This is a genomic window from Pseudomonas sp. G5001 (assembly GCF_013385475.1).
Classification (GTDB): domain Bacteria; phylum Pseudomonadota; class Gammaproteobacteria; order Pseudomonadales; family Pseudomonadaceae; genus Aquipseudomonas.
The window spans coordinates 145508-170448 of sequence record NZ_JACAPZ010000029.1 but is presented as its reverse complement, the minus strand read 5'-3'; the positions used below and the strand labels follow the sequence as shown (position 1 = coordinate 170448).

Below are 24941 nucleotides of genomic sequence, written 5' to 3'. Positions count from 1 at the left end.
TGCGAAGCAGAGGGTGGTGTCGCCGGTATCCCGCTCGCCATAGATCCCTGATTAATACAGTCGACGGCGACTGAAGCCATACCGTCAACGGGAAACTATTTGACATATTTGATTTGTGATCACATATTGGAGCCATAAGAACGACAACACAGGTTTTGACTCATGACAGATGGCCCGCTACTCCTTCCGACCTTGCGCCAGGTGTCCCGCGATACCTTGCAAGACCAGGTCTATCGCCAGATCCGCGAAGCCTTGATGAGTGGTCGTTTCCAGCCCGGCCAGAAACTCACCATCCGCGGCCTCGCCGAAGCCCTCGGCTCCAGCCCCATGCCAGTGCGCGAAGCCCTCCAGCGCCTCAGCGCCGAAAACGCCTTTGAAGTCACCGAAACCTCCCGCCTGCGGGTACGCATGATGACGGTCGAACGCCTGCGGGAAATCCGCGATGCGCGGGTCGCCCTGGAAGGTTTGCTGGCAGAAAAGGCCGTATTGCTCCTGGAAAAAACCGACCTCGACGAAATCTCCGACCTCTGCCAACAGATGCAACAGGCCGCCGACGAAGTCGACGTTTCCCGCTACCTGTGGACCAACTTCGCCTTTCACCGTCGGATCTATGCCGTCGCCCAGGCCGAATTGACCATGGCCGCCGTGGAAAACTTCTGGCTGCACATGGGCCCGTGTTTTGCCCTGGTCGCCCCCGATAAAGCTCACTTGCAACGCTCGATGGAGGCGCATACGCGCATCGTCGAAGCCCTGGCCGCCCGCGATGGCGCCGGTGCCCGCGCGGCCGTGACCGATGACATCATGCAGGCCGCCGATTCCCTGGCGCGCCTGCTCGTCAAGAACGACCGTTCGCGGTCGTCTGTTTCAGGAGGTAAACGTGCATGAGTGTCCTACAGCGGCTGCAGCCCTATCCTGGGTTACGTGTGTTGATTTCCGGCGGGGCTGCCGGCATCGGTGAAGTGTTGGCGGCGGCCTATCTGGAGGCGGGTGCCAAGGTGCATGTGTGTGATGTCAGCGAAGCGGCCCTGGCGGCGTTTCGCGACAAGTACCCGGGCACTGTCGCCACCCGTGCCGACGTGAGCGATGCCGCGCAGATCGAGGCGGTGTTCCAGGTGCAGCGCGAGCAATTCGGCGGGCTGGACGTGCTGGTCAACAACGCCGGGATTGCCGGGCCCACCGGCGGCATCGACGCCATCAGCGATGCTGAGTGGCAAGCCACGATCAATATCAACCTGACGGCGCAATACCGCTTTGCCCACCACGCGGTGCCGATGCTCAAGGAATCGTCCCACGGCCATCTGCTGCATATCGCCTCGGTCGCCGGGCGCCTCGGCTACGCCTGGCGCACGCCGTATGCGGCGACCAAATGGGCCATCGTCGGCCTGATGAAATCCCTGGCCTCGGAGCTGGGTGAAAGCGACATCCGCGTCAACGCCTTGCTGCCCGGCATCGTTGAAGGCCCGCGCATGGACGGCGTGATCCGCGCCCGTGCCGAACAGGTCGGTGTGCCGGAAGCCGAGATGCGCCAGGAATACCTGAACAAGATCTCCCTCAAGCGCATGGTCACCGCCGAAGACGTCGCGGCCATGGCCTTGTTTCTCTGCTCGCCTGCCGCCCGCAATGTCACCGGCCAGGCGATCAGTGTCGACGGTAACGTCGAGTACCTGTAGGCCGCGTCAGCGTTAAGCCAGGGAAGAACACACAAGCCACACCCGGGATTTTTTTCATAAGAATAAAAGTCGGAGAATCGTCATGTCCAAAAATCGTCCTGTGATCATCACCTGCGCCGTCACCGGTGCCATCCATACGCCGTCGATGTCGCCGCATTTGCCGATCACCGCGCAGGAAATTGCCGACGCCGCCATCGGTGCCGCCGAAGCCGGCGCCGCCATTGTCCACCTGCATGCCCGTGATCCCATCGATGGCCGTCCCAGCCAGGATCCCGCGCTGTTCGCCGAATTCCTGCCGCACATCAAGGCCGCCAGCGACGTGGTGATCAACATCACCACCGGCGGCGCACCGACCATGGGCGTCGAAGAGCGCCTGCAACCGGTGATGCAGTTCAAGCCGGAACTGGCCTCGCTGAACATGGGCTCGATGAACTTCGGCCTGTACGAAATGCTCAACCGCTTCACCGAGTTCAAGCATGACTGGGAGCGTCCGTACCTGGAAGAAAGCGACGACCGGATCTTTCGCAATACCTTCCGCGACATTACCCACATCCTCAATTCCTGCGCCGAGAACCGCACCCGTTTTGAAATCGAGTGCTACGACATCGGCCACCTGTACACCGCCGCCCATTTCCTGGAGCGCGGCCTGCTGAAACCACCGTTGTTTATCCAGTCGGTATTCGGTTTGCGCGGTGGCATCGGCGGGCACCCGGAAGACCTGGCCCATATGCGCCGCACCGCCGACCGCCTGTTTGGCGACGACTACGTGTGGTCGATCCTCGGCGCCGGCCGTGGGCAGATTCCGCTGGCCACCATGGGCCTGTCCATGGGCAGCAACGCCCGGGTCGGCCTGGAGGATTCGCTGTGGGATGGCCCGGGCAAACTGGCCGCGTCCAACGCCGACCAGGTACGGCGCATTCGCACAGTGATCGAAGCCCTCGGCCATCAGGTCGCCACGCCGGATGAAGCGCGGGAAATCCTCGGGCTCAAGGGGCGTGACCAGGTCAATTTCTAAGTGATAAACCGGCCGCGTCACGGCGCGGCCATGCCCATCCCGCACAACAACAAAAAAGGGGATAACACCATGCGTATCGAAGTGCTTGTGGACGTGAAGACCACCCTGGGCGAAGGCCCGGTGTGGGACGTCGAACAACAACGGTTGTACTGGATCGACAGCGCCGACGGCCGGATCCTGCGCTGCACCGAGGATGGGCGCGAATTGCGCGCCTGGGATGTGGGCCAGAAAATCGGCTCCATGGCCCTGCGCCATAGCGGCGAGCAAGCCATCGTCGCCCTGCAAAACGGCGTGCACCTCCTGGACCTCAACAGCGGCGAACTGGTCCTGGTGATCGACCCGGAACCCGCACTACCCAACAACCGCCTCAACGACGGCAAGGTCGACCGCCAGGGGCGCTTTGTCTTCGGCTCCATGGACACCCTCGAAGACAGCGCCAGCGCCAAACTCTACCGCCTCGACGCGGACCTGAGCCTGCACACCCTGGACGAAGGCATCATCGTGTCCAACGGTCCGTGCTGGAGCCCGGCGGGCGATACGTTCTACTTTTGCGACACTTGGTCCGGCGAGATCTGGGCCTATGACTACGACCCAGCCAGCGGCGCGGTGAGCAATCGACGCACCTTCGCCAAGGTCGATACCAGCGGCGGTGGCGCTGCCGACGGCTGCACCGTGGATGCCGAAGGCTGCCTGTGGCAGGCGCTGGTCTACGCCGGAAAACTGGTGCGCTACACACCCGACGGCGAGGTCGACCGGATCATCCAGATGCCGGTGAAAAAGGTCACCAGCCTGACCTTTGGCGGGCCGAACCTGGACACCCTGTTTGTCACCTCCATGGCCAAGCCACCGTTGCCGCGTTTCCCGGCCGACGGTCAGCAGCGCGGGGCGCTTTTTGCGATCACCGGGCTGGGCGTGCAAGGAATAGCCGAGCGACGGTTCGCCAGCTAGCGCGTTTTTTTCAACAAGGCACTTTCCTTTCGCAACCTTGTGTCAGTGCGCGCCCTCGCGCGCCTGGAGAAACCCATGGCAACCTTGAAAAAAGCCTCGCTGCGCAGTATTCACCGGCACTCCTGGGTGTCGCTGCTGGTGTGCTGGATGATCTGGATCCTCAACGCCTACGACCGTGAGATCGTGCTGCGCCTGGGGCCGACCATCTCCAAGCATTTCGATTTGTCGGCCGACCAGTGGGGCACCATGGCCACGGTGATCATGCTCGCCCTGGCCCTGCTGGATATTCCAGGCTCGATGTGGAGTGACCGCTACGGCGGTGGCTGGAAGCGCGCACGGTTCCAGGTGCCGCTGGTGCTGGGCTACACGGCTATTTCGTTCCTCTCCGGGTTCAAGGCCCTGAGCGGCAACCTCGCGACCTTTATCGCGCTGCGGGTCGGCGTCAACCTCGGCGCAGGCTGGGGCGAGCCGGTGGGCGTGAGCAACACCGCCGAATGGTGGCCGGTGGAGCGTCGTGGTTTTGCCCTTGGCGCGCACCACACCGGTTACCCGATCGGCGCCATGCTCAGTGGCATCGTCGCCAGCTTTGTCATCAGCACCTTCGGTGAAGACAACTGGCGCTACGTGTTCTTCTTCGCGTTCGTGGTGGCGTTGCCGCTGATGATTTTCTGGGCGCGCTATTCCACCGCCGAACGCATCACCGCGCTGTACGTCGACATCGCCGCCAAGGGCATGACCCCGCCGGACAACGCACCGGCCAGCCAAGTGAAGGGCCACGCCTGGCGCACGTTTATCGCCACGTTGCGCAACCGCAATATCGCCCTGACGGCGGGTAATACGATGCTGACCCAAGTCGTGTACATGGGCGTCAACATCGTGCTGCCGGCGTACCTGTACAACATTGCCGGGCTGTCCCTGGCCGAGTCGGCGGGGATGAGCGTGGTGTTCACCTTGACCGGGATTCTCGGGCAACTGGTGTGGCCGTCGCTGTCGGACATCATTGGCCGGCGCGTCACCCTGATCATCTGCGGGGTGTGGATGGCGGCCAGTGTCGGTGCGTTCTACTTCGCCAACACCCTGACCCTGATCATCGTCGTACAACTGCTGTTCGGCCTGGTGGCCAACGCAGTGTGGCCGATCTACTACGCGGTGGCCTGCGACTCGGCCGAGCCGTCGGCGACCTCCACCGCCAACGGCATCATCACCACCGCGATGTTTATCGGTGGCGGCCTGGCGCCGGTGCTGATGGGCAGCCTGATTGCCATGGGCGGAGGCTGGACCACCTTGCACGGCTACACGGTGTGCTTCTTCGTGATGGCCGGCTGTGCCCTGGGCGGGGCGCTGCTGCAATTGTTTTCCCATCGCCCGCCGGCGCTGGTTGCGCAACTCGAACCCTAGAACAACACCGATGCGTCCCCCAGCCGTTGCGCTGGCGGGGCGCCAAGAGGAATTGCCCGATGAAGACTGCCAACACCACCCGTGAACCACGGGAGTTGAACAAACTGATGTTCGTCAAGCTGATGCCCCTGCTGATCATCGCCTACGTGCTGAGCTTCCTGGACCGCACCAACATCGCCTTGGCCAAGCACCACCTGGACGTTGACCTGGGGATTTCAGCAGCGGCCTATGGCCTGGGCGCCGGGCTGTTTTTCCTGACCTATGCGCTGTCGGAAATCCCCAGCAACCTGATCATGCACAAGGTCGGCGCGCGGTTCTGGATAGCCCGGATCATGGTGACCTGGGGCCTGATTTCGGCGGCCATGGCGTTCGTCCAGGGTGAGACCTCGTTCTATATCCTGCGCCTGCTGCTGGGCATTGCCGAAGCCGGCCTGTTTCCCGGGGTGATGCTGTACCTCACCTACTGGTTCAACCGCGAGCAACGGGCGCGGGCTACCGGGTATTTCCTGCTCGGCGTGTGTTTTGCCAACATCATCGGTGGCCCGGTGGGCGCGGCGTTGATGCGCATGGACGGGCTGCTCGGCTGGCACGGCTGGCAGTGGATGTTCCTGCTCGAAGGGCTGCCGGCAGTCGCGTTTGCCTGGGTGGTGTGGTGCAAGTTGCCGGACCGTCCGAGCAAGGCGCCATGGCTCTCGGCCGCAGAGGCGCGCGGGATTGAACAGCGCATCGCGATGGAGACCGAAGAGGGCGCAGGCGAGGGCGGGCATTCCCTGAAGAACTGGCTGACACCGCAGATCCTGCTGGCGATCTTTGTGTATTTTTGCCATCAGATCACCATCTACACCGTGATCTTTTTCCTGCCGAGCATCATCAGCAAATACGGTGAATTGAGCACCATGAGCGTCGGCTTGCTGACCTCATTGCCGTGGATTGCCGCAGCGGCCGGCGCTGTGTTGCTGCCGCGCTTTGCGACCACGCCCACCCGTGCCCGGCGGCTGTTGATTACCGGTTTGCTGACCATGGCGTTGGGACTGGGGATTGCCTCGGTGTCGGGGCCGGTGTTCAGCCTGCTGGGCTTTTGTGTGTCGGCGGTGATGTTCTTTGTGGTGCAGTCGATCATCTTTCTCTACCCGGCCTCGCGCCTCAAGGGCGTGGCGCTGGCGGGCGGGCTGGGCTTCGTCAATGCCTGCGGATTGCTCGGCGGGTTTGTCGGGCCGTCGGTGATGGGCGCGATCGAGATGAGCACCGGCAATGCCACGAATGGCTTGAAAGTGATTGCCGTGGTGCTGGTGGTGGCCGCGTTGGCCGCCTTGCGTTTGCGTCAGGGGCAGGAGCAGGAGCCCGGTCACACCAGCAACGAGGTAGGAAACCCCGAAGCCAGCACCAGGTAAGCCACGACTGCCGCCAGGCACAAACCGACAAATACCCGTAACAGTGTCCTGGCGGTGGGATGAGCGATGAATTTGATGGCCCAGAGCAAAATCCCGGCAACCAGGATGCTCAAGGCAGAAATGACCAGCACGATGGTGTTCTCGCAAGCCTTGGAAGCTGCTTTATAGTCCCAAAGGCCCGTGTTGAACAGTGTGCGCATAGACGCAGGGCCCCGGGTGTTTCTAAACTGCGACTTATCCAGGGCAGTGGGGCGGTCGCCGATGAATCGCAATGAATTACGCAAGGCCGACATCAATTTGATGGTGGTCTTTGAAACCTTGATGCTCGAACGCAACGTGACCCGGGTGGCGGAGAAGCTGTTTCTCGGGCAACCCACCATCAGTTCGGCCCTCAACCGCCTGCGTACGTTGTTCAATGACCCGCTGTTCATTCGTGTCGGCCATCGGATGGAACCTACCGCGCGGGCCGAGGAAATCATCAAGCACCTGTCGCCGGCCCTCGACTCCTTGTCGTCGGCCCTGAGCCTGACCCACGATTTCGACCCGTCCATCAGCACCATGACCTTTCGCATCGGCCTGTCCGATGACGTCGAGTTCGGCCTGCTGCCGCCGCTGCTGCGCGCCTTGCGCCAGGAAGCGCCGCAGGTGGTGTTCGTGGTGCAGCATGTGGATTACTGGCGCATCCCTGACCTGCTGGGTTCCGGGGATATCACCGTCGGCATCACCCAGACCCGCGGCCTGCCGGCCAATGCCAAGCGCAAATTATTGCGGCATATCCGCCCGTGCCTGCTGCGGGCGGATGCCTCGGACAAACCCCTGACCCTCGACGAATATTGCGCACGGCCCCATGTGCTGGTGTCCCACACCGCCAACGTGTCCGGGTTTGCCGATGAGTGGCTGGCGGAAATCGGTCGCAAGCGCCACGTGGTGCTCTCGGTGCCGCAATACAGCGCATTGCCGGCGCTGCTCGCCGGCACCGACATGATCGCCAGCCTGCCGGATTACACCGCCCAGGCCATGGCCGCCGGAGGCAATCTGTTCTGTGAACCGTTCCCGTTCGAAACCCCGACCCTGGACTTGTCGATGGTCTGGCTCAGCCACGTTGACACCGATCCGGCGGAGCGCTGGATGCGTTCGCGGCTGGAGGCGTTCATGAGCGAGCGGGACATGCTGCCGGTGGTCGCACCCAAATCTTGAGATAAAACCTTCAGGGAGATCCAGGCATGGCCCCATCCCGTTCCTTGCTGCGTGGGCGCGGCAGTCATGACAGCGGCAAGGTTGGCATGGTCGAGCTGTTTTTCGACCTGGTGTTCGTGTTTGCCGTGACCCAGTTGTCCCATTCGCTGCTCGCCCACTTGTCCATCGGCGGTGCCGTGCAGGTGGCGTTGATGATGGTCGCGGTGTGGTGGGTGTGGATCTTCACTTCGTGGGTCACCAACTGGCTGGACCCGGAAAAAATCCCGATCCGCATCGGCCTGTTCGGTTTGATGGTGGCGGGCCTGTTGCTGTCCTCGTCGATCCCCAAGGCGTTTACCGATCGCGGGCTGTTGTTCGCCGGCGCCTATGTGTTCATGCAGGTAGGACGCACGCTGTTTGCGTTGTGGGCGGTGCGCGGCGAGTCGCTGAACATGACCCGCAATTTCCAGCGGATCCTGGCGTGGATGCTGTTTTCCGGGGTGTTCTGGATCACCGGTGCGCTGCTCGAAGGCGAGCAGCGCCTGGCCTTCTGGGCCCTGGCGCTGTTGATCGAGTTGATTTCCCCGTCGGTGTATTTCTGGGTGCCCGGGCTTGGGCCCTCGACGCTTGCGGACTGGAATGTGGAAGGCAACCACATGGCCGAACGCTGCGGCCTGTTTGTGATCATCGCCTTGGGTGAGTCGTTGCTGGTGACCGGCGCGACCTTCGCCGAACTGCCCTGGAGCGTGGACGGGCTGGCGGCATTCCTGGTGGCAGTGGTGGGCAGCATCGCCCTGTGGTGGATCTATTTCGACAGCGGCGCCGAGCGCGCCCACCATCGCATTGCCAGCTCTGCCGACCCGGGCCGTCAGGCGCGGATCGCCTACACCTACCTGCATGTATTGATCGTCGCCGGGATTATCGTCAGCGCCGTGGCCGACGAACTGGTGCTGGTGCATCCGGGGCATGCCAGCCAGGCAGGCGTGGTGGCGATCATCGCCGGCCCGTGGTTGTTTTTGCTGGGCAGTGCGCTGTTCAAGTGGGTGATGAGCGACCGGCCGTTGCCACCGTTTTCGCACCTGGGCGGCTTGCTGATGTTACTGGTGTTGCTGCCGCTGGGATTGCAGCAGGTGTTTTCGGCGTTGGTACTGGGGGCGTTGACGTCGGCGGTGTTGGTGATCGTGGCGATCTGGGAAAATCGCTCGCTGCACAGCCTGACCGAAGTTTCACACTGAAAGCGGTCTGATTCCGCTCGGCCCCGTGCTATATGTATGACTCTTTTCCTACAACAACTCGGAGCCTTTCATGCCGCATCTGCATCTGGAATACACCGCCAATCTCACAGAGCTGGCCGTTGAGAAAACCTTGTTGCGGCTCAACAACGTGCTGATGGCGTCCGGGCAGTTCGGTTCCGAGTTCGATATCAAAAGCCGCGCGCTGAAGGTGGAGACATTCCAGGTTGGCACGTCCATCAGCCCGCGCGCTTTTATCGCGGTGAAGCTGTCGCTGCTCAGCGGGCGTTCACCGCAGGTCAAGAAGCAATTGTCGGAAAGCCTGTTGGCGGCGCTGCAGGACCTGGGCGATTGGCCGGCGGATTTGCAGGTTCAGCTCAGCGTCCTGCTGGTAGACATGGATCGCGATTCCTACAGCAAAGTCACCATCGGCTAACTACTTTAGGAGCGAGCTTGCTCGCGAAAAACTAACAGACGACGCGGGGATCCTGAATGCCCGTGTCATCGTTAACGTTCTTCGCGAGCAAGCTCGCTCCTACAAAAAAGTTATAGCAACCCCTGATCCGCGCACACCTTCACCACCTGCTCCCTGAACCACGTGTTGGCGCTGTCCTGCGCGCTGTGTTCATTCCACTGCATATCCAGGGTAAACCCCGGCAAACCGTTCGGCGCTTCGCAATGGCCGAACACGGTCGTGTCTGCCAGCAGCTTCAGCACTCGACGGGGCAAGGTGACGATAAAGTCAGTGCCGGTGATCATCTTCAGCGCCGCGCTGTAGCTGTTGGCGCGGGCGATCACCTGGCGTTTGTGGGACTGGCGCGCCAGCCAGCCGTCGATCATGTTGGTGTCGGAACTCCAGGGCGTGGGGAACACATGGCGCCGGGCGACGAAGGATTGCAGGCTGAACGCCGGTTCCCGGGGCGCCGAGTGTTTGTCGAACACGCACACCAGGTCGTCCTCCAGCAGCATCTGGGTCTTGATGTCCTTGTGCTCGCGATGAAAGTGCGGCCCGAAGCAAATCACCAGGTCCAGACGCCCGTCGCGCAAGGCGTCGGCCGGGACCTCGGTTTCGAGCTTCTGCACGTTGACGATCACCGGCAGGTCGGCGCGGTCGAAGTTTTTCAGCAGGCGCGGCAGGATCAACTGTTCGAAGTATTCGGGGGCGCAGACGTTGAAGGTCACAGTTTTCTGGGTGGGGTCGAACGTTTGGCTGCCGGCATGGCACAGGTTGATGCTTTCGAGGATTTTCTGCACATGCCCGTACATGGTGGCGGCTTTGTACGTAGGACGCATGCCCGCCCGGGTGTTGATAAACAACTCGTCTTCGAAGCTCGTGCGCAGCTTCTTCAGGCTGTAGCTCACGGTGGACTGGCTGACGAACAGGGTTTCGGAAACCTCGGTGACGCTGCTTTGGTCGTAAACAGCGACAAACACCATCAGGTCCTGCATATCGAGCTTTCTAAGCAAGTTGCTGTTTAGCATCCGTTCCGTCCGCAAGCGCTTTGTACCGAACTCGGTACAAGACAATACAAAATGTTAACGGAACGCTCGTACCAATAGAAAGCTCTGTCGGACCTTTCTCTGTTTGAGGTGGGACAAATAATGTTTACAACACGACCTCAGCGAATATGCCGCGCGTAATGCCGGGGATCGAAGCGCAGTACGATCAGCAGCATCACCACCACCACGGCCGTCAGTGACCACCAGGCCCACTCGAAGCTGCCCAACTGGTCGCGGATCATCCCGGCAATCAGCGGCGACAAACCGGCGATCAGGTAGCCGATGCCCTGCACAAAGGCCGTCAGGCCACCGGCACGGCGCGGGTTGTCGAGGTGGTCGAGGGACAGGATCAGGCTCATCGGAAACAAGCCGCCAATCCCCAGGCCGAGCAAACACGGCCACAGCAGGCTCAGGTATTGCGGGCTCAGGATCAGCCCGCAGAAGCCGGCGATGATCAGCACCAGCAGCACCGCGACCACACCCCGCTTGTCCCTCCGGCGGTTGGCGATGGCCGGAGTAATCAGGCCGGAGACCACTTCCATGGCCGTCAAAAAGCCCAGCAACAGGCCGGCGTTCTGTTCGCTCCAGCCTTGTTCCACGTAGTACGGCGCCAGCCAGGCCAGTACGCAGGTGTAGGACGCGGTGCCGAGGCCGAAGAAAATCGCCAGCAACCAGGCCCGGCGATTGCCGAAGAATGACGCCTGCGGGCCTGCGCCGGCTTGCGGCAGCGGCGGCAGCACCGAGCGTTGGGCGTACCAGAACACCAGCGCCAATACCGCGAGAACCGCCCAGATGGCCAGGCCGATGCGCCAGCTGCCGGTTCGCACCTGGATAAACGGCGAGAACGAAGCGGCGAGGGCCGCGCCGCCCATGATCGCGGTGACGTACAGGCCCATGAACAGGGAAACGTTGTCGCTGAAGCGCGACTTGATCAAGGCGGGCATCAACGCCTGGATCATCGCGATCCCCACACCGGCCGCGATGGCGCTGAGGATCAGCTCAACCGCCGAGTCCAGGAACAACCGGGAGACGGTGGCCAGGCCGATCACCACCAGCGACAGCACAATGCTGCGATGCTCGCCGAAGCGTTTGGCCACGGCCATGCCAAAAAACATCGCCAGGCCCATGGCCATGACCGGCAGCATGGTCAGCAACGAGGCTGTGCTGAAACTCAGGGCCACATCGGCGCGAATCGACGACAACAACGGGCCGACGGCGGCCATCGACGGGCGCAGGTTGAGGGCGACCAGCACAACGCTGATCATCAGCCAAACGGCGGTGGCGGGTTTTGCGCGGACGTTTTCCATGGGCAGGCCTTGAACTGACAAGGGCAGTATTAGGCCGGGCGTGGGGGAGGGCGGCAAATGAGAAAGTCGTTGGCGCTATTGAAAAAATGCATCTGCTGACACGGCACAAATCAACAGGTAGGAGCTGGCTTGCCTGCGATAGCGGTGGGTCAGGCAACACATCTGTGTCTGATAGACCGCAATCGCAGGCAAGCCAGCTCCCACAGGGAACAGTGGTGCTCTTGAGTGTTTCTACACCGCCCGGATCACATGCTTGATCTCCTGAAACGCCTGCAACCCCCAAGGCCCCAGTTCGCGGCCAATGCTGCTCTGCTTGTAACCACCCCACGCCGTTTGCGGGAAGATCACCTGCGGCGCATTGATCCACACCAAACCCACCTGCAAAGCATTGGCCACTCGCTCAGCCGCTTCCACGTTGCTGCTCAGCACGCTCGCGACCAGGCCAAACTCACTGTCATTGGCCAGCGCCACCGCCTCGGCCTCATTGGCAAAACTGCGCACGCACAGCACCGGGCCGAAGATCTCCTCGTTCCACAACGCGCTGTCCAACGGCACTTCAGTGAAGACCGTCGGGCGAATGAAATACCCATGAGGCAAATCCGCCGGGCGCCCGCCGCCACACAGCAGCTTCGCGCCGGCTTGCAGGCCACGTTCGATATGCCCCAGCACCCGCTGATACTGCGCACGGTTGACCAATGCGCCCATTTCCACGTCTTCGGCAAACGGGTCCGCCACGCGAATGCTCTCGGCCCTGGCCTGCAAGCGGGTGAGAAACTCGTCCGCCAGTTCGTCGGCCACCAACACCCGGCTGGTGGCGGAACACATCTGCCCGGCGTTGAAGAAACCACCGCCGCAGGCCAGTTCCACGGCCAGGTCGAGGTCGGCGTCCGCCAGCACCAGCAACGCGGATTTGCCGCCCAGTTCCAGGCTCACACCCTTGACCGTTTCGGCGGCGCGCTGCATCACCTGCACGCCCACGGCATTGCTGCCGGTGAAGGAGATTTTCGCGATCCGTGGGTCAGCCGCCATCGGCGCGCCCACCGCCAGGCCAGTGCCGCAGACCAGGTTGAACACACCGGCAGGCAAGCCCACCGAGGCGATGATCCGGGCCAGTTCCAGCTCTGCCAGCGGCGTCACTTCCGAAGGCTTGAGCACCACGCAGCAACCGGCCGCCAGCGCCGGGGCGAGTTTCCAGGCGGTGGTCACCATCGGGAAATTCCACGGCACGATCAGGCCCACCACGCCGCAGGGTTCACGGCGTACACGGGCGCTGAAATCCTCAGTGGGCAGTACCACCGGACGGTCCTGGGTGGCGTCCATTTCGTCGGCCAGGTTCGCGTAGTAGGCAAAGGTGGCGATCACGTCATCCACATCGATGCCGGCTTCAAACAGCGGCTTGCCGTTGTTGCTCGATTGCAGTTGCATCAGGTGTTCACGCTCTGCGCTCACACCCTCGGCGATCTTGCGCAACAGCGCGGCGCGGTCGCGGCCGGTGCTTTTCGACCAGTCCGGGAAGGCCGCGCTGGCGGCGCCGATGGCCTCAGTCACCGCGCCTGCATCACCCACGCTCACTTGGGCCAGGGTGGCCTCGGTGGCCGGGTTGATCACGTCCAGCACGTCATGGCCGGCACGCCACGCGCCATTGATAAACAGCCCATTCAATACCGCGCTCATACCGCCACCTCCTTCATCCAAAGGCCCTGGTCGATTTCAATCAGCGTCGGGCCCTGGCGATCAGTCGCGGCACGCAAGGCGCTGCGTAATTCCTCAACACCCTGGATGCGCTGGGCAGCAGCGCCGAGGGCCTTGGCCACTCCGATAAAGTCCGGGGTGTAGATGTCCACGCCCACCGGTTCGATGGCGCGGTTGACCATGTATTTCTTGATCTCCTCATAGCCCTGGTTATTCCACAGCAGCACGATTACCGGCGTGCGCGCTTCCACGGCGCTGGCCAGTTCCGGCAGGGTGAATTGCAGGCCGCCGTCGCCGATCAGGCACACCACCGGCGCGCCGTTGCCGCGCCCCAGCCACGCACCGATGGCCGCCGGCAAGGCGTAGCCGAGGGTGCCGTAGCCGGTGGAGGAGTTGAACCAGCGGCGCGGCTGGTCGAGGTTCAGGGTCAGGTTGCCGGTGTACACCGGTTGAGTGGAGTCGCCCACCAGTACGGCGTCGGGCAGTTCGTCCAGGACGGTGTTGAGGAACAGGGTTTGCGCGCGGGTGGCGGCGTCCCAGGTGGGTTCCAGTTCGCTCCACAGGCGGGCGACGCGGCGGGCGCCCCAGTTGCTGTCCCGGGCGGCCAGGGGTTTGTTGCCCAGCTCGGCAAGCAGTGCCTGCGCAGCGATTTGCGCGTCGGCTACCAGCGCGACTTGCGGCGGGTAATTGCGCACGGTCTGGTCGGAATCGATGTCGATGCGCAGCAGGGCGCCGGGAATGTCGAAGCCGCCGGCGAAGGTCACGTCGTAGTCGGTTTCCGCCAGCTCGGTGCCGATCGCCAGCACCACGTCTGCCTCGGCCACCAGCGCGCGGGTGGCGACCAGGGTTTGGGTCGAGCCGATCAGCAGCGGGTGGTTGGCGGCCAGCATGCCCTTGGCGTTGATGGTCAGCGCCACCGGCGCGCCGAGGGCTTCGGCCAGTTGCGTCACCTCGGGCGCTGCGTCGATGGCGCCACCACCGGCGAGAATCAGCGGGCGTTTTGCCGCCGCCAGCAACTGGCTCATCTGCTTGACCGCCGACGGCGCAGCGCCAGCGCGGGAAACGCTGACCGGTTCGCTGCCGAGCAACGCGTCGGCGTTTTCCACCAGCACGTCCAGCGGGATTTCGATGTGCACCGGGCGCGGTCGTCCGGCCTGGAACAGCGCAAATGCCCGGGCCAGTACACCGGGCAATTCGGCTGCCGACATCAAGGTATGGGAGAACGCCGCCACGCCCGCGATCATCGCGCCCTGGTTCGGCAGCTCATGCAGCTTGCCGCGCCCGCCGCCCAGCTGGCTGCGGGACTGCACGCTGGAGATCACCAGCATCGGGATCGAGTCGGCGTAGGCCTGGCCCATGGCGGTGGTGATGTTGGTCATGCCGGGGCCGGTGATGATGAAGCACACGCCGGGCTTGCCGCTGGTGCGCGCATAGCCGTCGGCCATGAAACCGGCGCCCTGTTCGTGGCGCGGGGTGACGTGGCGGATGCTCGAGCGCGCCAGGCCCCGGTAGAGTTCCACGGTGTGCACGCCGGGGATGCCAAACACCTGGTCCACGCCGTAGCCTTCCAGCAGGTTGACCAATACTTCGCCGCAGGTCGCCATTGTCGTCGCTCTTATTGTTGATAAAGGCCCGTATTGGAACGGCTGGCCCGTAGCGGCAACAATCGATAAAAAGTCATACTAGCCATGTCCTCACGTCATGGCTGCGCCCTTATGAAACGTCTTCCGCCGCTGCCGGCCCTGCACACCTTTTGGGTCACGGCCCAGTGCTGCAACTTCACCCGAGCCGCCGAGCAATTGCACATCACCCAGGGCGCGGTGAGCCGGCAGATTGCCGGGCTGGAAAGTCATCTGGGCTATGCGTTGTTCCAGCGCCAGGCTCGTGGCTTGAGCCTCACCGAAGAGGGCCGCGAATGGTCACTGCGGGCGCAGCAGGTGTTCGGCCTGATCGGCGAGGCGGTGGAGCAGATCGGCACCCGCCGCGAGACCTTGCAGCTCAAGGCCTCCACCTGCGTGATGCGCTGGCTGTTGCCGCGCCTGATGCAGTGGCAGCAGGAACGCCCGGATGTGCCGGTGGAGTTGACCACCACCGTGGCCTACACGGTCGACTTTCGCCGCGAGCAGTTCGATGCCGCGGTGATCTACGCGCCGATTGCCGAGCAGTCGGCCCAGGCCCGGCATCTGTTCGATGAGCGCCTGACACCGGTGTGCGCGCCGGCCTTGCTCGGTGGCTTGCACACGCCCGCCGATTTGCAGCAACAGGTGTTGTTGCACCCTACGCGGGATGAGCGGGATTGGGCGTTGTGGTTGAAAGCGGCGAATACACGCTTGAGCAATCTGGCCCAGGGGCATCATTTTGAAACCCTGGACCTGGCGATGACGGTGGCGTCCCAAGGCTCGGGCGTGGCAATTGGTGACAGCGCGCTGATTGGCGAGGACCTGAAGGCGGGGCGGTTGGCCACGCCGTTTGAACTACGGGTGCCGACGGGGATGGGGTATTACCTGGTGTACCCGCCGGGCACTGAGCCCTCGGCGGGGTTGGAGCAGCTTATGGATTGGCTGGTGAGCCAGGCACAGTCGCCGTCACAATGAAGATCAAAATGTGGGAGGGGGCTTGCTCGCGAAGGCGCCGGGTCAGCCAATCCATCTGTTGACTGACACACCGCATTCGCGAGCAAGCCCGCTCCCACATTTTTAGTGCGCGTCAGCCTTAGTAGCCGACGGTGAACCGCTGGCGCGAATGCTTCGGTGTTTCCACTTCATCAATCAGCGCAATCGCGAAGTCGGCAAAGCTGATCCAACTGCGGCCTTCACTGCTCACCAGCAATTCATCCCGGCCCAGGCGGAATGTGCCGGTGCGTGCGGTCTCCACGAACTCCGCCGAAGGTGACAGGAAGGTCCAGTCCAGGTCTTTTTCCTGGCGCAGGGTATCGAGGAAAACACTGCCGGCGTTGGCTTCGGCTTTGTATTCCTCGGGGAAGCCCGGGCTGTCGATCACTCGGCTGCCGCCCGGCAACAACAGCGAACCGGCACCGCCGACCACCAGCAGGCGCTTCACGCCGGCTTTTTTCACCGGGTTGATCACCGCTTCCGCAGGCAGGGTGGCGAAGTGCGCCGCGCTGATCACCACGTCGTTGCCGCGGATGGCCTGTTCCAGCGCCTGGGCATCCAGCGCATCGACTTGCTTGGCGGTGACGCCAGGGCGCGCGCCGATCTTGTCGGTATTACGTGCGATGGCCGTGACGGTGTGCCCGCGACGCAGCGCTTCTTCCAGCAGTTGGCTACCGGCACGACCGGTGGCACCAATGATTGCGATCTTGCTCATGACGTTCTCCAGTACGGTTAAGGGTTGAATCAACTCACCACTGCATTTCGCCCTTGGCGACTTTGGCGCCCAGTTCCAGGGTGCTCTCGTCACCCAGGTTCGGGTAACGCTTTTGCATCGCCGCAATCAGGGCGGCGGAGTCCTTGGCCTTGGCGGTTTCTTCGTCAAAGGCCTTGATGTAGTCGGCGGTGAACGCCACGGATTTGAGCGACGGCGTGCCCAGGTAGTGACCCGGAATCACCGTGCGCGGTTTCAAGTCCTGGATACGTTGCAGGGTGGCCAGCCAATCGGTGTGGGACTTCGCGGTCTGCGTATCGGCCATCCACACATGAATGTTTTCCGCGACGACTACACCACCGACCACCGCCTTGATCGACGGGATCCACACAAAGGTGCGGTCCGGTTGTGCGCCGTCGAGGCCGATCACCTCCAACTGCTTGCCTTCGAGGGTCAGGCTGTGGCCCTCAAGCACCTGGGGAATGACGGCTTTGCCAGGCTTGTCCGCGCCCAGTTTCGGGCCCCAGAACGCCAGTTTGTGTTCAACGGTGGCCTTGATATGGTCCACCACCGGCTGCGGTGCCAGGACTTTGGCCTGGGGGAAGGCGGCGGTCAGGGTATCGAGGCCGAAGTAGTAGTCCGGGTCGCCGTGGCTGATGTAGATGGTAGTCAGGCGCTTGCCGCTGGCGCGGATTTTTTGCACCAGTTGCTCGGCCTGGGTCTTGCCGAATTGGGCGTCCACCAGGATCGCATCTTTGTCGCCGCTGACCAGTACCGAGGTGACCGGCATCATCGCGGTCTCGCCCGGGTTGTAGGCGTCCAGAGTCAAGTCGGCCGCCATGGCGTGCGCGGCGAAGGCCAGGGAGGCGGCGGCCAGGGCCACGCGCTTGAGCGGGGAGAATCCAAACATGTGCAGCTCCAGTCATCGGTAAGGTGTGGACAGAGCTTAGTTGCACCAAACGCTACAAAAAATGCGATGCTTGGACATAGTTTGTTTCTAAAAGCGGGCAAATCATGGATCGTCTTCAAGCAATGCGGGTGTTTGTCGCGGTGGTGGACTTGGGCAGCCAGTCGGCGGCAGCCGACCATCTGGACCTGTCGCGCCCGGTGGTGTCGCGCTACCTGGCGGAGCTGGAAGACTGGGTCGGCGCGCGCCTGATGCACCGCACCACCCGCAAGCTCAGCCTGACCGCCGCCGGCAGCGAAACCCTGCCCCGTTGCCGGCAGATGCTGGAGTTGTGCAGCGACATGCAGGCCGCCGTCAGCGAACCCGACGAAGCGCCTCGCGGCCTGCTGCGCCTGAGTGTCAGCACCTCGTTCGGCCAGGCACAGCTGGCCGATGCCATGGCCGAATACGTCAAGCGCTACCCGCTGGTCAACATCGATATGCAGATGCTTGATCGCACGGTGAACCTGGTGGATGAGCGCATCGACCTGGCGATCCGCACCAGCTTCGAACTGGACCCCAACCTGATCGCCCGCCGACTCACGCTGTGCCGTTCGGTGATCTGCGCATCGCCCGCTTACCTGCTGGAGCACCCGCAACCGCGGCAGGTACAGGACCTGGCCCGGCACAATTGCCTGACCCACTCCTACTTCGGCAAAAGCCTGTGGCACTTCATGGAGAACGGCGAGCCGGTGTCGGTGCCGGTGCAGGGCAATATCAGCGCCAACGAGGCCAGTACCTTATTGCGGGTGACGCTGGCGGGGGCAGGGGTGTCGCGGCTGCCGAGTTATCAGGCGGGCGACTACATCCGCAGTGGCGAGTTGATCCGCTTGTTGCCCGAGGCCGAGCCGCAGCAGATGAACATCTACGCGGTGTACGCCTCGCGCAAGCATATGCCGGCGGCGCTGCGCAGCCTGCTGGATTTCCTGGTATTGAGGTTTCCGGAAGAGCCGGTGTGGGACGTCGGTCTCTAAGCCGACATAAACAGGTTGAATGTCGCCCGATAATGGCGACTTGCCCCAGCTGACCTATGCTTATCAAAGCACCTTCTTGATCGGATCAGAGGTCAGCATCATGTCGATCAAAACAAGAAAGTACCTGATGATTTTCACCCTGTGCGCCGCCGCCACCGCGCTCTATGGCACTGCCGCCTACCGCGTCGAACAGACCCGCATGCAGCCGGGCTTCGCCTCCAGCTGCAATCACGGTCAATGCGTTGGCCACATGGCTGCCTTCAGTTCGCTTCGCTAGCGTCCTGGTCGGCTTTCAACTGCTCCCGAAACGCCTTCGGGGAGAACCCGACGCGTCGGCGAAACAGCCGTGAGAAGTTGGTCGGGTCGGAAAAGCCCAAAACCTCCGACATTTCATTGATGGTCATGCTGGTGTAGGTCAGCAGGCGCTTGGCTTCCAGCAACTGGCGGTCGTGCATGATCTGCAACGCGGGCTGCCCGCCCAACTCCCGACACGTCCCGTTCAGGTGTGAGACCGAGATCCCGAGCTTGTGGGCCAGGTCTTCGATTTTCGGGTGCTCGCGATAATGTTGCTCTACCAGCTGGGTGAACCGGCGGAAGTATTCGCGGCCCCGCGGTGCCCGTGGATGGCGGCGCTGGATGGCCTGGCGGCTGATCCACACCAGCAGCACGCTGACCAGGGCGTGCATCATCATGTCCCGCGCCGGTTGGTCGCTGGCGTATTCCTCCTGCAGGCGCGCAAACAGGCTGTTGAGGTAGTCACTGTCGTTGCCGGCAGGGTAGCTGCCCAGGGCATTCAGGCCATCCAGCGCCGCGCCCAGTTGCCCCTGCAGGTGCGCCATCAGCGGCGCGGCCAGGGTGACCACAAACCCCTCGACGTCTTCGGAAAAGCGAAAGCCATGCACGCATAACGGCGGCAGCACCTGCAGCGTCGATTCATTCAGGGTGCTGCGCTGCCCCTCGATCTCCAGTTGTGCCTGGCCTTTGTGCACGTAAAGCAACTGGCACAGGTCCGCATGCCGGTGGGGCTGGATTTCCCACTGGTACTCACGGCTACGCCGGGAGATGGTTTCACAGTGCAACAAATCCGGGGTCGGCCATTGCTGGCTCTCACCGTAGAGTTTGAACACTGGAATCGCGGCACTGGCAGTTTTGGTCATGGCTTCATCCGATACTTCGGGAGAGTTGTGCGGTAATCGCCCCAATTGGCGAAAAGCGCAGCTTTGGGCTCAGTTTTCACCTTCTTATGCCGGGCACTCAAGTGAAAAATGCCAGCAACACCTTCAATGACAACTCTTTCACCGGATACGTTCGGGTGAAGCTTGCGGGCCATAAAAATAATGAAAACGCTGAAAACCCAAGTCGCCATCATCGGCGCCGGTCCCTCGGGGCTGCTGCTCGGTCAACTGTTGCACAACGCCGGGATCGAAACCCTGATTCTTGAGCGCCAGACGCCGGATTACGTGCAAGGGCGCATCCGTGCCGGGGTGCTGGAACAAGGCATGGTCGACCTGCTGCGCCAGGCCGGCGTGAGTGCGCGGATGGATGCCGAAGGCCTGGTGCATGAGGGCTTTGAGCTGGCGCTGAATGGGCAACTGACCCATATCGACCTCAAGACGCTGACCGGCGGCAAGACGGTGATGATCTACGGGCAAACCGAAGTCACCCGCGACCTGATGGCCGCGCGCCAGGCCAGCGGCGCGACAACGTTGTATGAAGCCGGCAACGTGCAGCCCCATGATCTGAAAAGCCCGGAGCCGTGGCTGAGCTTCGAACATAAAGGCGAGCATTACCGGCTAGACTGCGACTACATCGCTGGCTGCGATGGTTTTCACGGTGTGGCGCGCCAGTCGATTCCCACCGAGGCATTGAAAGTCTTTGAACGGGTCTATCCGTTTGGCTGGCTGGGCATCCTCGCCGACACCCCGCCGATCCACGATGAACTGGTGTACGCCAAGCACGAACGCGGTTTTGCCCTGTGCAGCATGCGTTCACCGACCCGCAGCCGTTATTACCTGCAGGTGCCGGCCGATGAGTCGGTGGACGACTGGTCCGATGCACGCTTTTGGGATGAACTGAAAACCCGCTTGCCCAGCTCACTCACCGAGCAACTGGTGACCGGCCCGTCCATCGAAAAGAGCATCGCGCCACTGCGCAGTTTTGTGGTGGAGCCGATGCAGTACGGCCGCCTGTTCCTGCTGGGCGACGCCGCCCACATCGTGCCGCCCACCGGCGCCAAGGGTTTGAACCTGGCGGCCAGCGATGTCAGTACCTTGTTCAATATCCTGCTCAAGGTGTATCGCGAGGGCCGGGTAGAGTTGCTGGAAAAGTACTCACAGATTTGCCTGCGAAGGATCTGGAAGGCCGAACGGTTTTCCTGGTGGATGACCTCGATGCTGCATCAGTTTCCTGAGGCAGACGGCTTCAGCCAGCGCATTGCTCAGAGCGAATTGGAGTATTTCGTGGACTCAGAGGCGGGCCGTAAAACCATTGCAGAAAATTACGTCGGACTTCCTTACGAGGCTATCGAATAGTCAGCTATCTAGTACACTGACGAGCATTCCCGTGGGCCTCCTTTTCCCGCGGGCCCTTGCTCGCAGGTTCTGCCGTGACCAACCTCAATCAGCCCGCCACACCCGCCGTGCGCAGTGTCCTTGTCGCCTTGATGATGGCGATCTTTCTCGGGGCCCTGGACCAGACCATCGTCGCCGTTTCCATGCCGGCCATTTCCGCGCAGTTCCATGATGTAAACCTGCTGGCCTGGGTGATCTCCGGCTACATGGTGGCGATGACCGTGGCCGTGCCGATCTACGGCAAGCTCGGCGACTTGTACGGGCGCCGGCCAATGATGCTGATCGGCATGGGGCTGTTCACCCTCGCTTCACTGTTCTGCGGCATGGCCCAGAGCATGGAGCAACTGGTGCTGGCGCGGATTCTCCAGGGCATCGGTGCCGGCGGGATGATTTCGGTCAGCCAGGCGATTATCGGCGACATTATTCCGCCCCGTGAGCGCGGGCGCTACCAGGGGTACTTCAGCAGCATGTACGCGGTGGCGAGCGTGGCCGGCCCGGTATTGGGCGGCTACATGACCGAGTACCTGTCGTGGCGCTGGGTGTTCCTGATCAACCTGCCGCTGGGCGCGGGCGCCTGGTGGGTGGCCCATCGCACGCTGGTGGGGCTGCCGGTGCCGCAACGCAAGCCGGTGATCGACTACCTCGGCACTGTGCTGATGATCGTCGGTTTGACGGCGCTGTTGCTGGGTATCACCGAAATCGGCCAGGGCCATCATTGGCGCGACGATGAAGTGCTGGGGCTGTTGGTCTGTGCCGTGGTGGCGTTGACGGTGTTTGTGTGGCACGAGCGCCGGGCGCGGGAGCCCTTGTTGCCGATGCACCTGTTTGCCAACCGCAGCGCGGTATTGTGCTGGTGCACGATTTTCTTTACCAGTTTCCAGGCGATTTCCCTGACGGTGCTGATGCCGCTGCGCTACCAGACCGTCACCGGTTCCGGTGCCGACAGTGCCGCCTTGCATTTGCTGCCGCTGGCGATGGGCTTGCCGATGGGGGCGTATTTTGCCGGGCGCATGACCTCGGTGACCGGGCGTTATAAACCGATGATCCTGATTGGCGCCTTCCTGAGCCCGATCGCGATTTTCGGCATGGCGTTGAGTGCGCCTCAGGCGGTGGCGGTCACCAGTCTGTTTATGTTGCTGTGCGGGATTGCCGCCGGGATGCAGTTTCCGACTTCCCTGGTGGGTACGCAGAACTCGGTGGAGCAGCGGGATATCGGGGTGGCGACCAGCACCACCAACCTGTTCCGTTCCCTGGGCGGTGCGGTTGGGGTGGCATGCATGTCGGCGCTGTTGCTGGCGTTGTTGCAGGACTCCAGTTTTGCGCACCTGGCCAGTGGGGCGCTGGTCGCGGAGGGGAGTTCGGGGAATGTGCTGCTGGATGGTTTGAATGCCGCGCCTGGGCCGGCGCAGGATGCCTTGCGGGGGGAGTTGTTGATTACCTTCAGGCATTTGCTGATGGTCAGTGCCGGGGTGTCGTTGTTGGGGTTGGCGGCGGCGATTGCCATGCCTGATCGGGTGTTGCGGGGGCGGGAAGACAAGGCCAAATAGTCGAAAAAATGAAGATTAAATGTGGGAGCGGGCTTGCTCGCGAATGCGGTCTGTCAGCTGATAAATAGGTTGGCTGATACACCGCATTCGCGAGCAAGCCCGCTCCCACATTCGATCACGTTCCAGCATTTAAATAGCTGACCTTCACGGGCTGTAATACCCCACAGCCACCATGAAATGTCCGGTTTTGCGCAAATACGCATGCTTGTTCTCAACCTTTCCGGTCACCGGATTTTTCCAGCGGTACTTGTATTCCCCCTGATCCTGCTCGGCCATGACCGCCAGGATCGGCTCACCCACCGGCTTCCCGTCGGGATCCTTGATCTTGCTGAAATCCGTATTCACCAGCCGCGGAGTCGTGCCATGGGCCACGTAGCGCTGGGTGTCGAGGTCAACCACAAACACATACAAATCGTCCTGTAGAAAACCACCCTGCATGGCGTTGATGGCCTTGAGCGTCCCAACCGGGTCTTTCTCCAGCGCCTTGACGGCTTTGTTTCGCAGCGCTCTGGCATGTTCCGGCGTCGCCCGCGGCAGGTAGTAGCCAACGGCCAAAATCCGCTGCCCGACGCGCTGGTAATACACATGCTTGCGCTCCACCTTGCCGTCATTCCAGTTCTGCCACCGGTAATCGGCCTGCTGGATGCCACTGCCCTCAGGCACCGCCAACGCCTCCTTGAACGACTTGTTCAAATCCGGCCCCAGTACCTCGGAAACATTGCGCCCGATCAACGCAGAAGAGGGCCCGCCACTCGCCAGCAGCACGCCCTTGGTGTTGACCACGAACACGTAACGGTCCTGGTCGACGAATTCACCCTGGCGGCTGAACGCCGCAAAAGCCTTGTCACCATTCGTCTGGTAATACGCCAAGGCCTTTTCCAGCAAGGCCTTGGCGGCTTGGGCATCCGCCTCCTCAGCGGTGGCGGCGTGCACCTGGCCAACACATAACAGCAGCAGCCAGGTGGCTCGGAGCATTGCCTTCATTACCCGTCCCTCGATCTTGTTGGTGTGCCAAGAGCGTAGACGGTTTGCCGGCAAATCAGAACGGTTTGGTCGGCAGGTATTTGCCATCCAGGGTGATCACCGCGCGGGAGCCGCCGTCCGGGTCTTCGACCTTCTTGATGTCCAGCTTGAAGTTGATCGCGCTGATGATGCCGTCGCCAAATTGTTCGTGCACCAGGGCCTTGAGGGTCGAACCGTAGACCTGCAGCATTTCATAGAAACGGTACATGGTCGGGTCCGTCGGCACGCCGCCCGGGAAGCTGCCGCGCAGGGGCACGGTTTGCAGCAGGCGGCTGGCGTCCTGGTCGAGGCCAAGCTTGTCGCAGACCACATCGGCAGCGTCCTTGGGCAGCGGATGCTGGCCGAGCAGGGCGGCGGTGACGAACGCCAGGCTCAGGCCGGTGCCGTCGGTGAGGTCCTGCCATGACAGGTTCTTGCGCGCCTTGATGTCGATGACGGTGTCGGCCAGGGCCAGGCGTGGGGATTGGGCGAATTGGGATTGCAACATGGTGATGTCCTCTTGGGTTTGAATAAGGTTCAGGCGGCGTAGGCACGGGTGGCCGGGTGGTCGAGCAGCGAAATGAAGCGCCCGTTGCGGCCATCCAGGGCGTCGATGGCGCCGCTTTCGATGTCGTAGACCCAGCCGTGCAGGCTCAGCCGGCCTTGTTCCAGGGCCAGGGCCACGGAAGGGTGGGTCTTGAGGTTGGCCAGTTGGGCGACCACGTTTTCCCGTACCAGCGAGTTCAGCCGGTCGGCATCCGATGCGTGAGTGCGGGCGGCGTTGATCACCTTGGCCGACTCGGCGTGGCGCAGCCAGTTGGCCACGGCGGGCAAGTGGTCGAGGCATTTGCAGGTGGAGATCGCGGTCATGGCACCGCAGTCGGAGTGGCCGCAGATCACGATGTCGCTGACGCCGAGAACGGCCACTGCGTATTCGACGGTGGCCGACACGCCGCCAGGCTCCGGCCCGTAGGACGGGACGATGTTGCCGGCGTTACGGATCACAAACAGGTCTCCGGGTTCCTGCTGGGTCAGCAGTTCCGGGACTACGCGGCTGTCGGAACAAGACACGAACAACGTGCCGGGGTTTTGCGTGGTAGCCAGGTGTTTGAACAGGTCGCTGCGTTGGGTGAAGGCTTCACCCTGGAACTTGCGAAAGCCGTCGATGAGATCTTGCATGGTGGTTCTCCTTGCGTCGCTGATGGGGCAAGGATGGAAGTTTTCAGCTATAGCGTCCAAGACCGGCTTA

Annotated in this window: 25 protein-coding genes; 14 read left to right on the top strand and 11 right to left on the bottom strand. The window is 62.4% G+C overall.

The window, feature by feature from the left end; all coding sequences use genetic code 11:
• Positions 1-162 precede the first annotated feature (162 nt).
• The 6 genes from HX805_RS23190 to HX805_RS23165 all read left to right on the top strand — a co-directional run bounded on the left by HX805_RS23190 (position 163) and on the right by HX805_RS23165 (position 6422).
• Entirely contained in the window at positions 163-885 is a 723-nt protein-coding gene (locus HX805_RS23190) for a GntR family transcriptional regulator (protein ID WP_087692591.1), read from the top strand.
• On the top strand, positions 882-1670 hold the full coding sequence (locus tag HX805_RS23185) for an SDR family oxidoreductase (protein WP_087692590.1): 789 nt from the start codon (positions 882-884) through the stop codon (positions 1668-1670). Before HX805_RS23190 ends, HX805_RS23185 begins: the two co-directional genes overlap by 4 nt.
• Before the next feature lie 82 nt (positions 1671-1752).
• The gene (locus HX805_RS23180) at positions 1753-2685 is read left to right on the top strand and encodes a 3-keto-5-aminohexanoate cleavage protein (protein ID WP_008437904.1); all 933 of its coding nucleotides are present in this window, start codon (positions 1753-1755) and stop codon (positions 2683-2685) included.
• A 69-nt stretch (positions 2686-2754) separates the two neighbouring features.
• Complete coding sequence (locus HX805_RS23175; protein WP_177080172.1) at positions 2755-3633, top strand: SMP-30/gluconolactonase/LRE family protein; 879 nt, start codon at positions 2755-2757, stop codon at positions 3631-3633.
• A 75-nt stretch (positions 3634-3708) separates the two neighbouring features.
• A complete protein-coding gene (locus HX805_RS23170; RefSeq protein WP_003211904.1) occupies positions 3709-5031 on the top strand; it encodes an MFS transporter in 1323 nt (440 codons plus the stop codon).
• A 59-nt stretch (positions 5032-5090) separates the two neighbouring features.
• Positions 5091-6422, top strand: coding sequence for an MFS transporter (locus HX805_RS23165; protein ID WP_177080171.1), 1332 nt, complete (start codon positions 5091-5093; stop codon positions 6420-6422).
• Here HX805_RS23165 and HX805_RS23160 read toward each other — a convergent pair.
• Positions 6377-6553, bottom strand: a complete 177-nt coding sequence (locus HX805_RS23160) for a hypothetical protein (protein WP_177080170.1) — start codon at positions 6551-6553, stop codon at positions 6377-6379. The genes HX805_RS23165 and HX805_RS23160 overlap by 46 nt on opposite strands.
• A 130-nt stretch (positions 6554-6683) precedes the next feature.
• Here HX805_RS23160 and HX805_RS23155 point away from each other — a divergent pair, with 130 nt between their 5' ends.
• The 3 genes from HX805_RS23155 (at position 6684) to HX805_RS23145 (ending at position 9266) form a co-directional block, all read left to right on the top strand.
• On the top strand, positions 6684-7619 hold the full coding sequence (locus HX805_RS23155; protein WP_003211897.1) for a LysR substrate-binding domain-containing protein: 936 nt from the start codon (positions 6684-6686) through the stop codon (positions 7617-7619).
• A 26-nt stretch (positions 7620-7645) separates the two neighbouring features.
• Entirely contained in the window at positions 7646-8833 is a 1188-nt protein-coding gene (locus HX805_RS23150; RefSeq protein WP_008437907.1) for a low temperature requirement protein A, read from the top strand.
• Between the two features lie 70 nt (positions 8834-8903).
• Positions 8904-9266, top strand: coding sequence for a 5-carboxymethyl-2-hydroxymuconate Delta-isomerase (locus tag HX805_RS23145; RefSeq protein ID WP_177066763.1), 363 nt, complete (start codon positions 8904-8906; stop codon positions 9264-9266).
• 110 nt (positions 9267-9376) lie between these two features.
• Here HX805_RS23145 and HX805_RS23140 read toward each other — a convergent pair whose 3' ends face one another.
• From HX805_RS23140 to HX805_RS23125, 4 genes are all read right to left on the bottom strand, one after another.
• Positions 9377-10312: a LysR family transcriptional regulator gene (locus HX805_RS23140; RefSeq protein WP_087692583.1), complete on the bottom strand. Its 936-nt coding sequence runs from the start codon at positions 10310-10312 to the stop codon at positions 9377-9379.
• Between the two features lie 137 nt (positions 10313-10449).
• On the bottom strand, positions 10450-11637 hold the full coding sequence (locus tag HX805_RS23135) for a cyanate transporter (protein WP_177080169.1): 1188 nt from the start codon (positions 11635-11637) through the stop codon (positions 10450-10452).
• Positions 11638-11868: 231 nt separating this feature from the next.
• Complete coding sequence (locus tag HX805_RS23130; protein ID WP_177080168.1) at positions 11869-13311, bottom strand: aldehyde dehydrogenase family protein; 1443 nt, start codon at positions 13309-13311, stop codon at positions 11869-11871.
• Complete coding sequence (locus HX805_RS23125) at positions 13308-14933, bottom strand: 5-guanidino-2-oxopentanoate decarboxylase (RefSeq protein WP_177080167.1); 1626 nt, start codon at positions 14931-14933, stop codon at positions 13308-13310. Before HX805_RS23125 ends, HX805_RS23130 begins: the two co-directional genes overlap by 4 nt.
• 111 nt (positions 14934-15044) lie before the next feature.
• Between HX805_RS23125 and HX805_RS23120 the strand changes: the two genes are divergently transcribed.
• Complete coding sequence (locus HX805_RS23120; RefSeq protein WP_008437911.1) at positions 15045-15923, top strand: LysR substrate-binding domain-containing protein; 879 nt, start codon at positions 15045-15047, stop codon at positions 15921-15923.
• A 118-nt stretch (positions 15924-16041) separates the two neighbouring features.
• On the opposite strand, the gene HX805_RS23115 is transcribed toward HX805_RS23120, so the two are convergent.
• Together HX805_RS23115 and HX805_RS23110 are read right to left on the bottom strand one after the other, a co-directional pair.
• Positions 16042-16656, bottom strand: a complete 615-nt coding sequence (locus tag HX805_RS23115) for an NAD(P)-dependent oxidoreductase (RefSeq protein ID WP_177054954.1) — start codon at positions 16654-16656, stop codon at positions 16042-16044.
• 34 nt (positions 16657-16690) lie between these two features.
• Entirely contained in the window at positions 16691-17563 is an 873-nt protein-coding gene (locus HX805_RS23110; protein ID WP_102368312.1) for an MBL fold metallo-hydrolase, read from the bottom strand.
• A gap of 104 nt (positions 17564-17667) precedes the next feature.
• On the opposite strand from HX805_RS23110, the gene HX805_RS23105 reads away from it, so the two are divergent.
• Both HX805_RS23105 and HX805_RS23100 read left to right on the top strand, forming a co-directional pair.
• Entirely contained in the window at positions 17668-18573 is a 906-nt protein-coding gene (locus HX805_RS23105; RefSeq protein WP_003210653.1) for a LysR family transcriptional regulator, read from the top strand.
• A gap of 100 nt (positions 18574-18673) precedes the next feature.
• Positions 18674-18850, top strand: a complete 177-nt coding sequence (locus tag HX805_RS23100; protein WP_162835184.1) for a hypothetical protein — start codon at positions 18674-18676, stop codon at positions 18848-18850.
• Here HX805_RS23100 and HX805_RS23095 read toward each other — a convergent pair.
• On the bottom strand, positions 18834-19730 hold the full coding sequence (locus HX805_RS23095; protein WP_003210655.1) for a helix-turn-helix domain-containing protein: 897 nt from the start codon (positions 19728-19730) through the stop codon (positions 18834-18836). The two genes, HX805_RS23100 and HX805_RS23095, sit on opposite strands and share 17 nt — an antisense overlap.
• A 189-nt stretch (positions 19731-19919) precedes the next feature.
• On the opposite strand from HX805_RS23095, the gene pobA reads away from it, so the two are divergent.
• Both pobA and HX805_RS23085 read left to right on the top strand, forming a co-directional pair.
• Positions 19920-21104 carry a 4-hydroxybenzoate 3-monooxygenase gene (gene pobA, locus HX805_RS23090; protein ID WP_173883010.1) on the top strand — a complete coding sequence of 395 codons (1185 nt, stop codon included), beginning with the start codon at positions 19920-19922 and terminating at the stop codon, positions 21102-21104.
• 74 nt (positions 21105-21178) lie between these two features.
• Positions 21179-22690, top strand: a complete 1512-nt coding sequence (locus HX805_RS23085; RefSeq protein WP_177019679.1) for an MDR family MFS transporter — start codon at positions 21179-21181, stop codon at positions 22688-22690.
• Positions 22691-22834: 144 nt separating this feature from the next.
• On the opposite strand, the gene HX805_RS23080 is transcribed toward HX805_RS23085, so the two are convergent.
• The 3 genes from HX805_RS23080 to HX805_RS23070 are packed head-to-tail and all read right to left on the bottom strand — an operon-like array spanning position 22835 to position 24871.
• Entirely contained in the window at positions 22835-23674 is an 840-nt protein-coding gene (locus tag HX805_RS23080) for a cache domain-containing protein (RefSeq protein WP_003210658.1), read from the bottom strand.
• 55 nt (positions 23675-23729) lie between these two features.
• Positions 23730-24200: a cyanase gene (cynS, locus tag HX805_RS23075; RefSeq protein ID WP_003210659.1), complete on the bottom strand. Its 471-nt coding sequence runs from the start codon at positions 24198-24200 to the stop codon at positions 23730-23732.
• A gap of 29 nt (positions 24201-24229) precedes the next feature.
• Positions 24230-24871, bottom strand: a complete 642-nt coding sequence (locus HX805_RS23070; RefSeq protein ID WP_177080165.1) for a carbonic anhydrase — start codon at positions 24869-24871, stop codon at positions 24230-24232.
• Positions 24872-24941 lie beyond the last annotated feature (70 nt).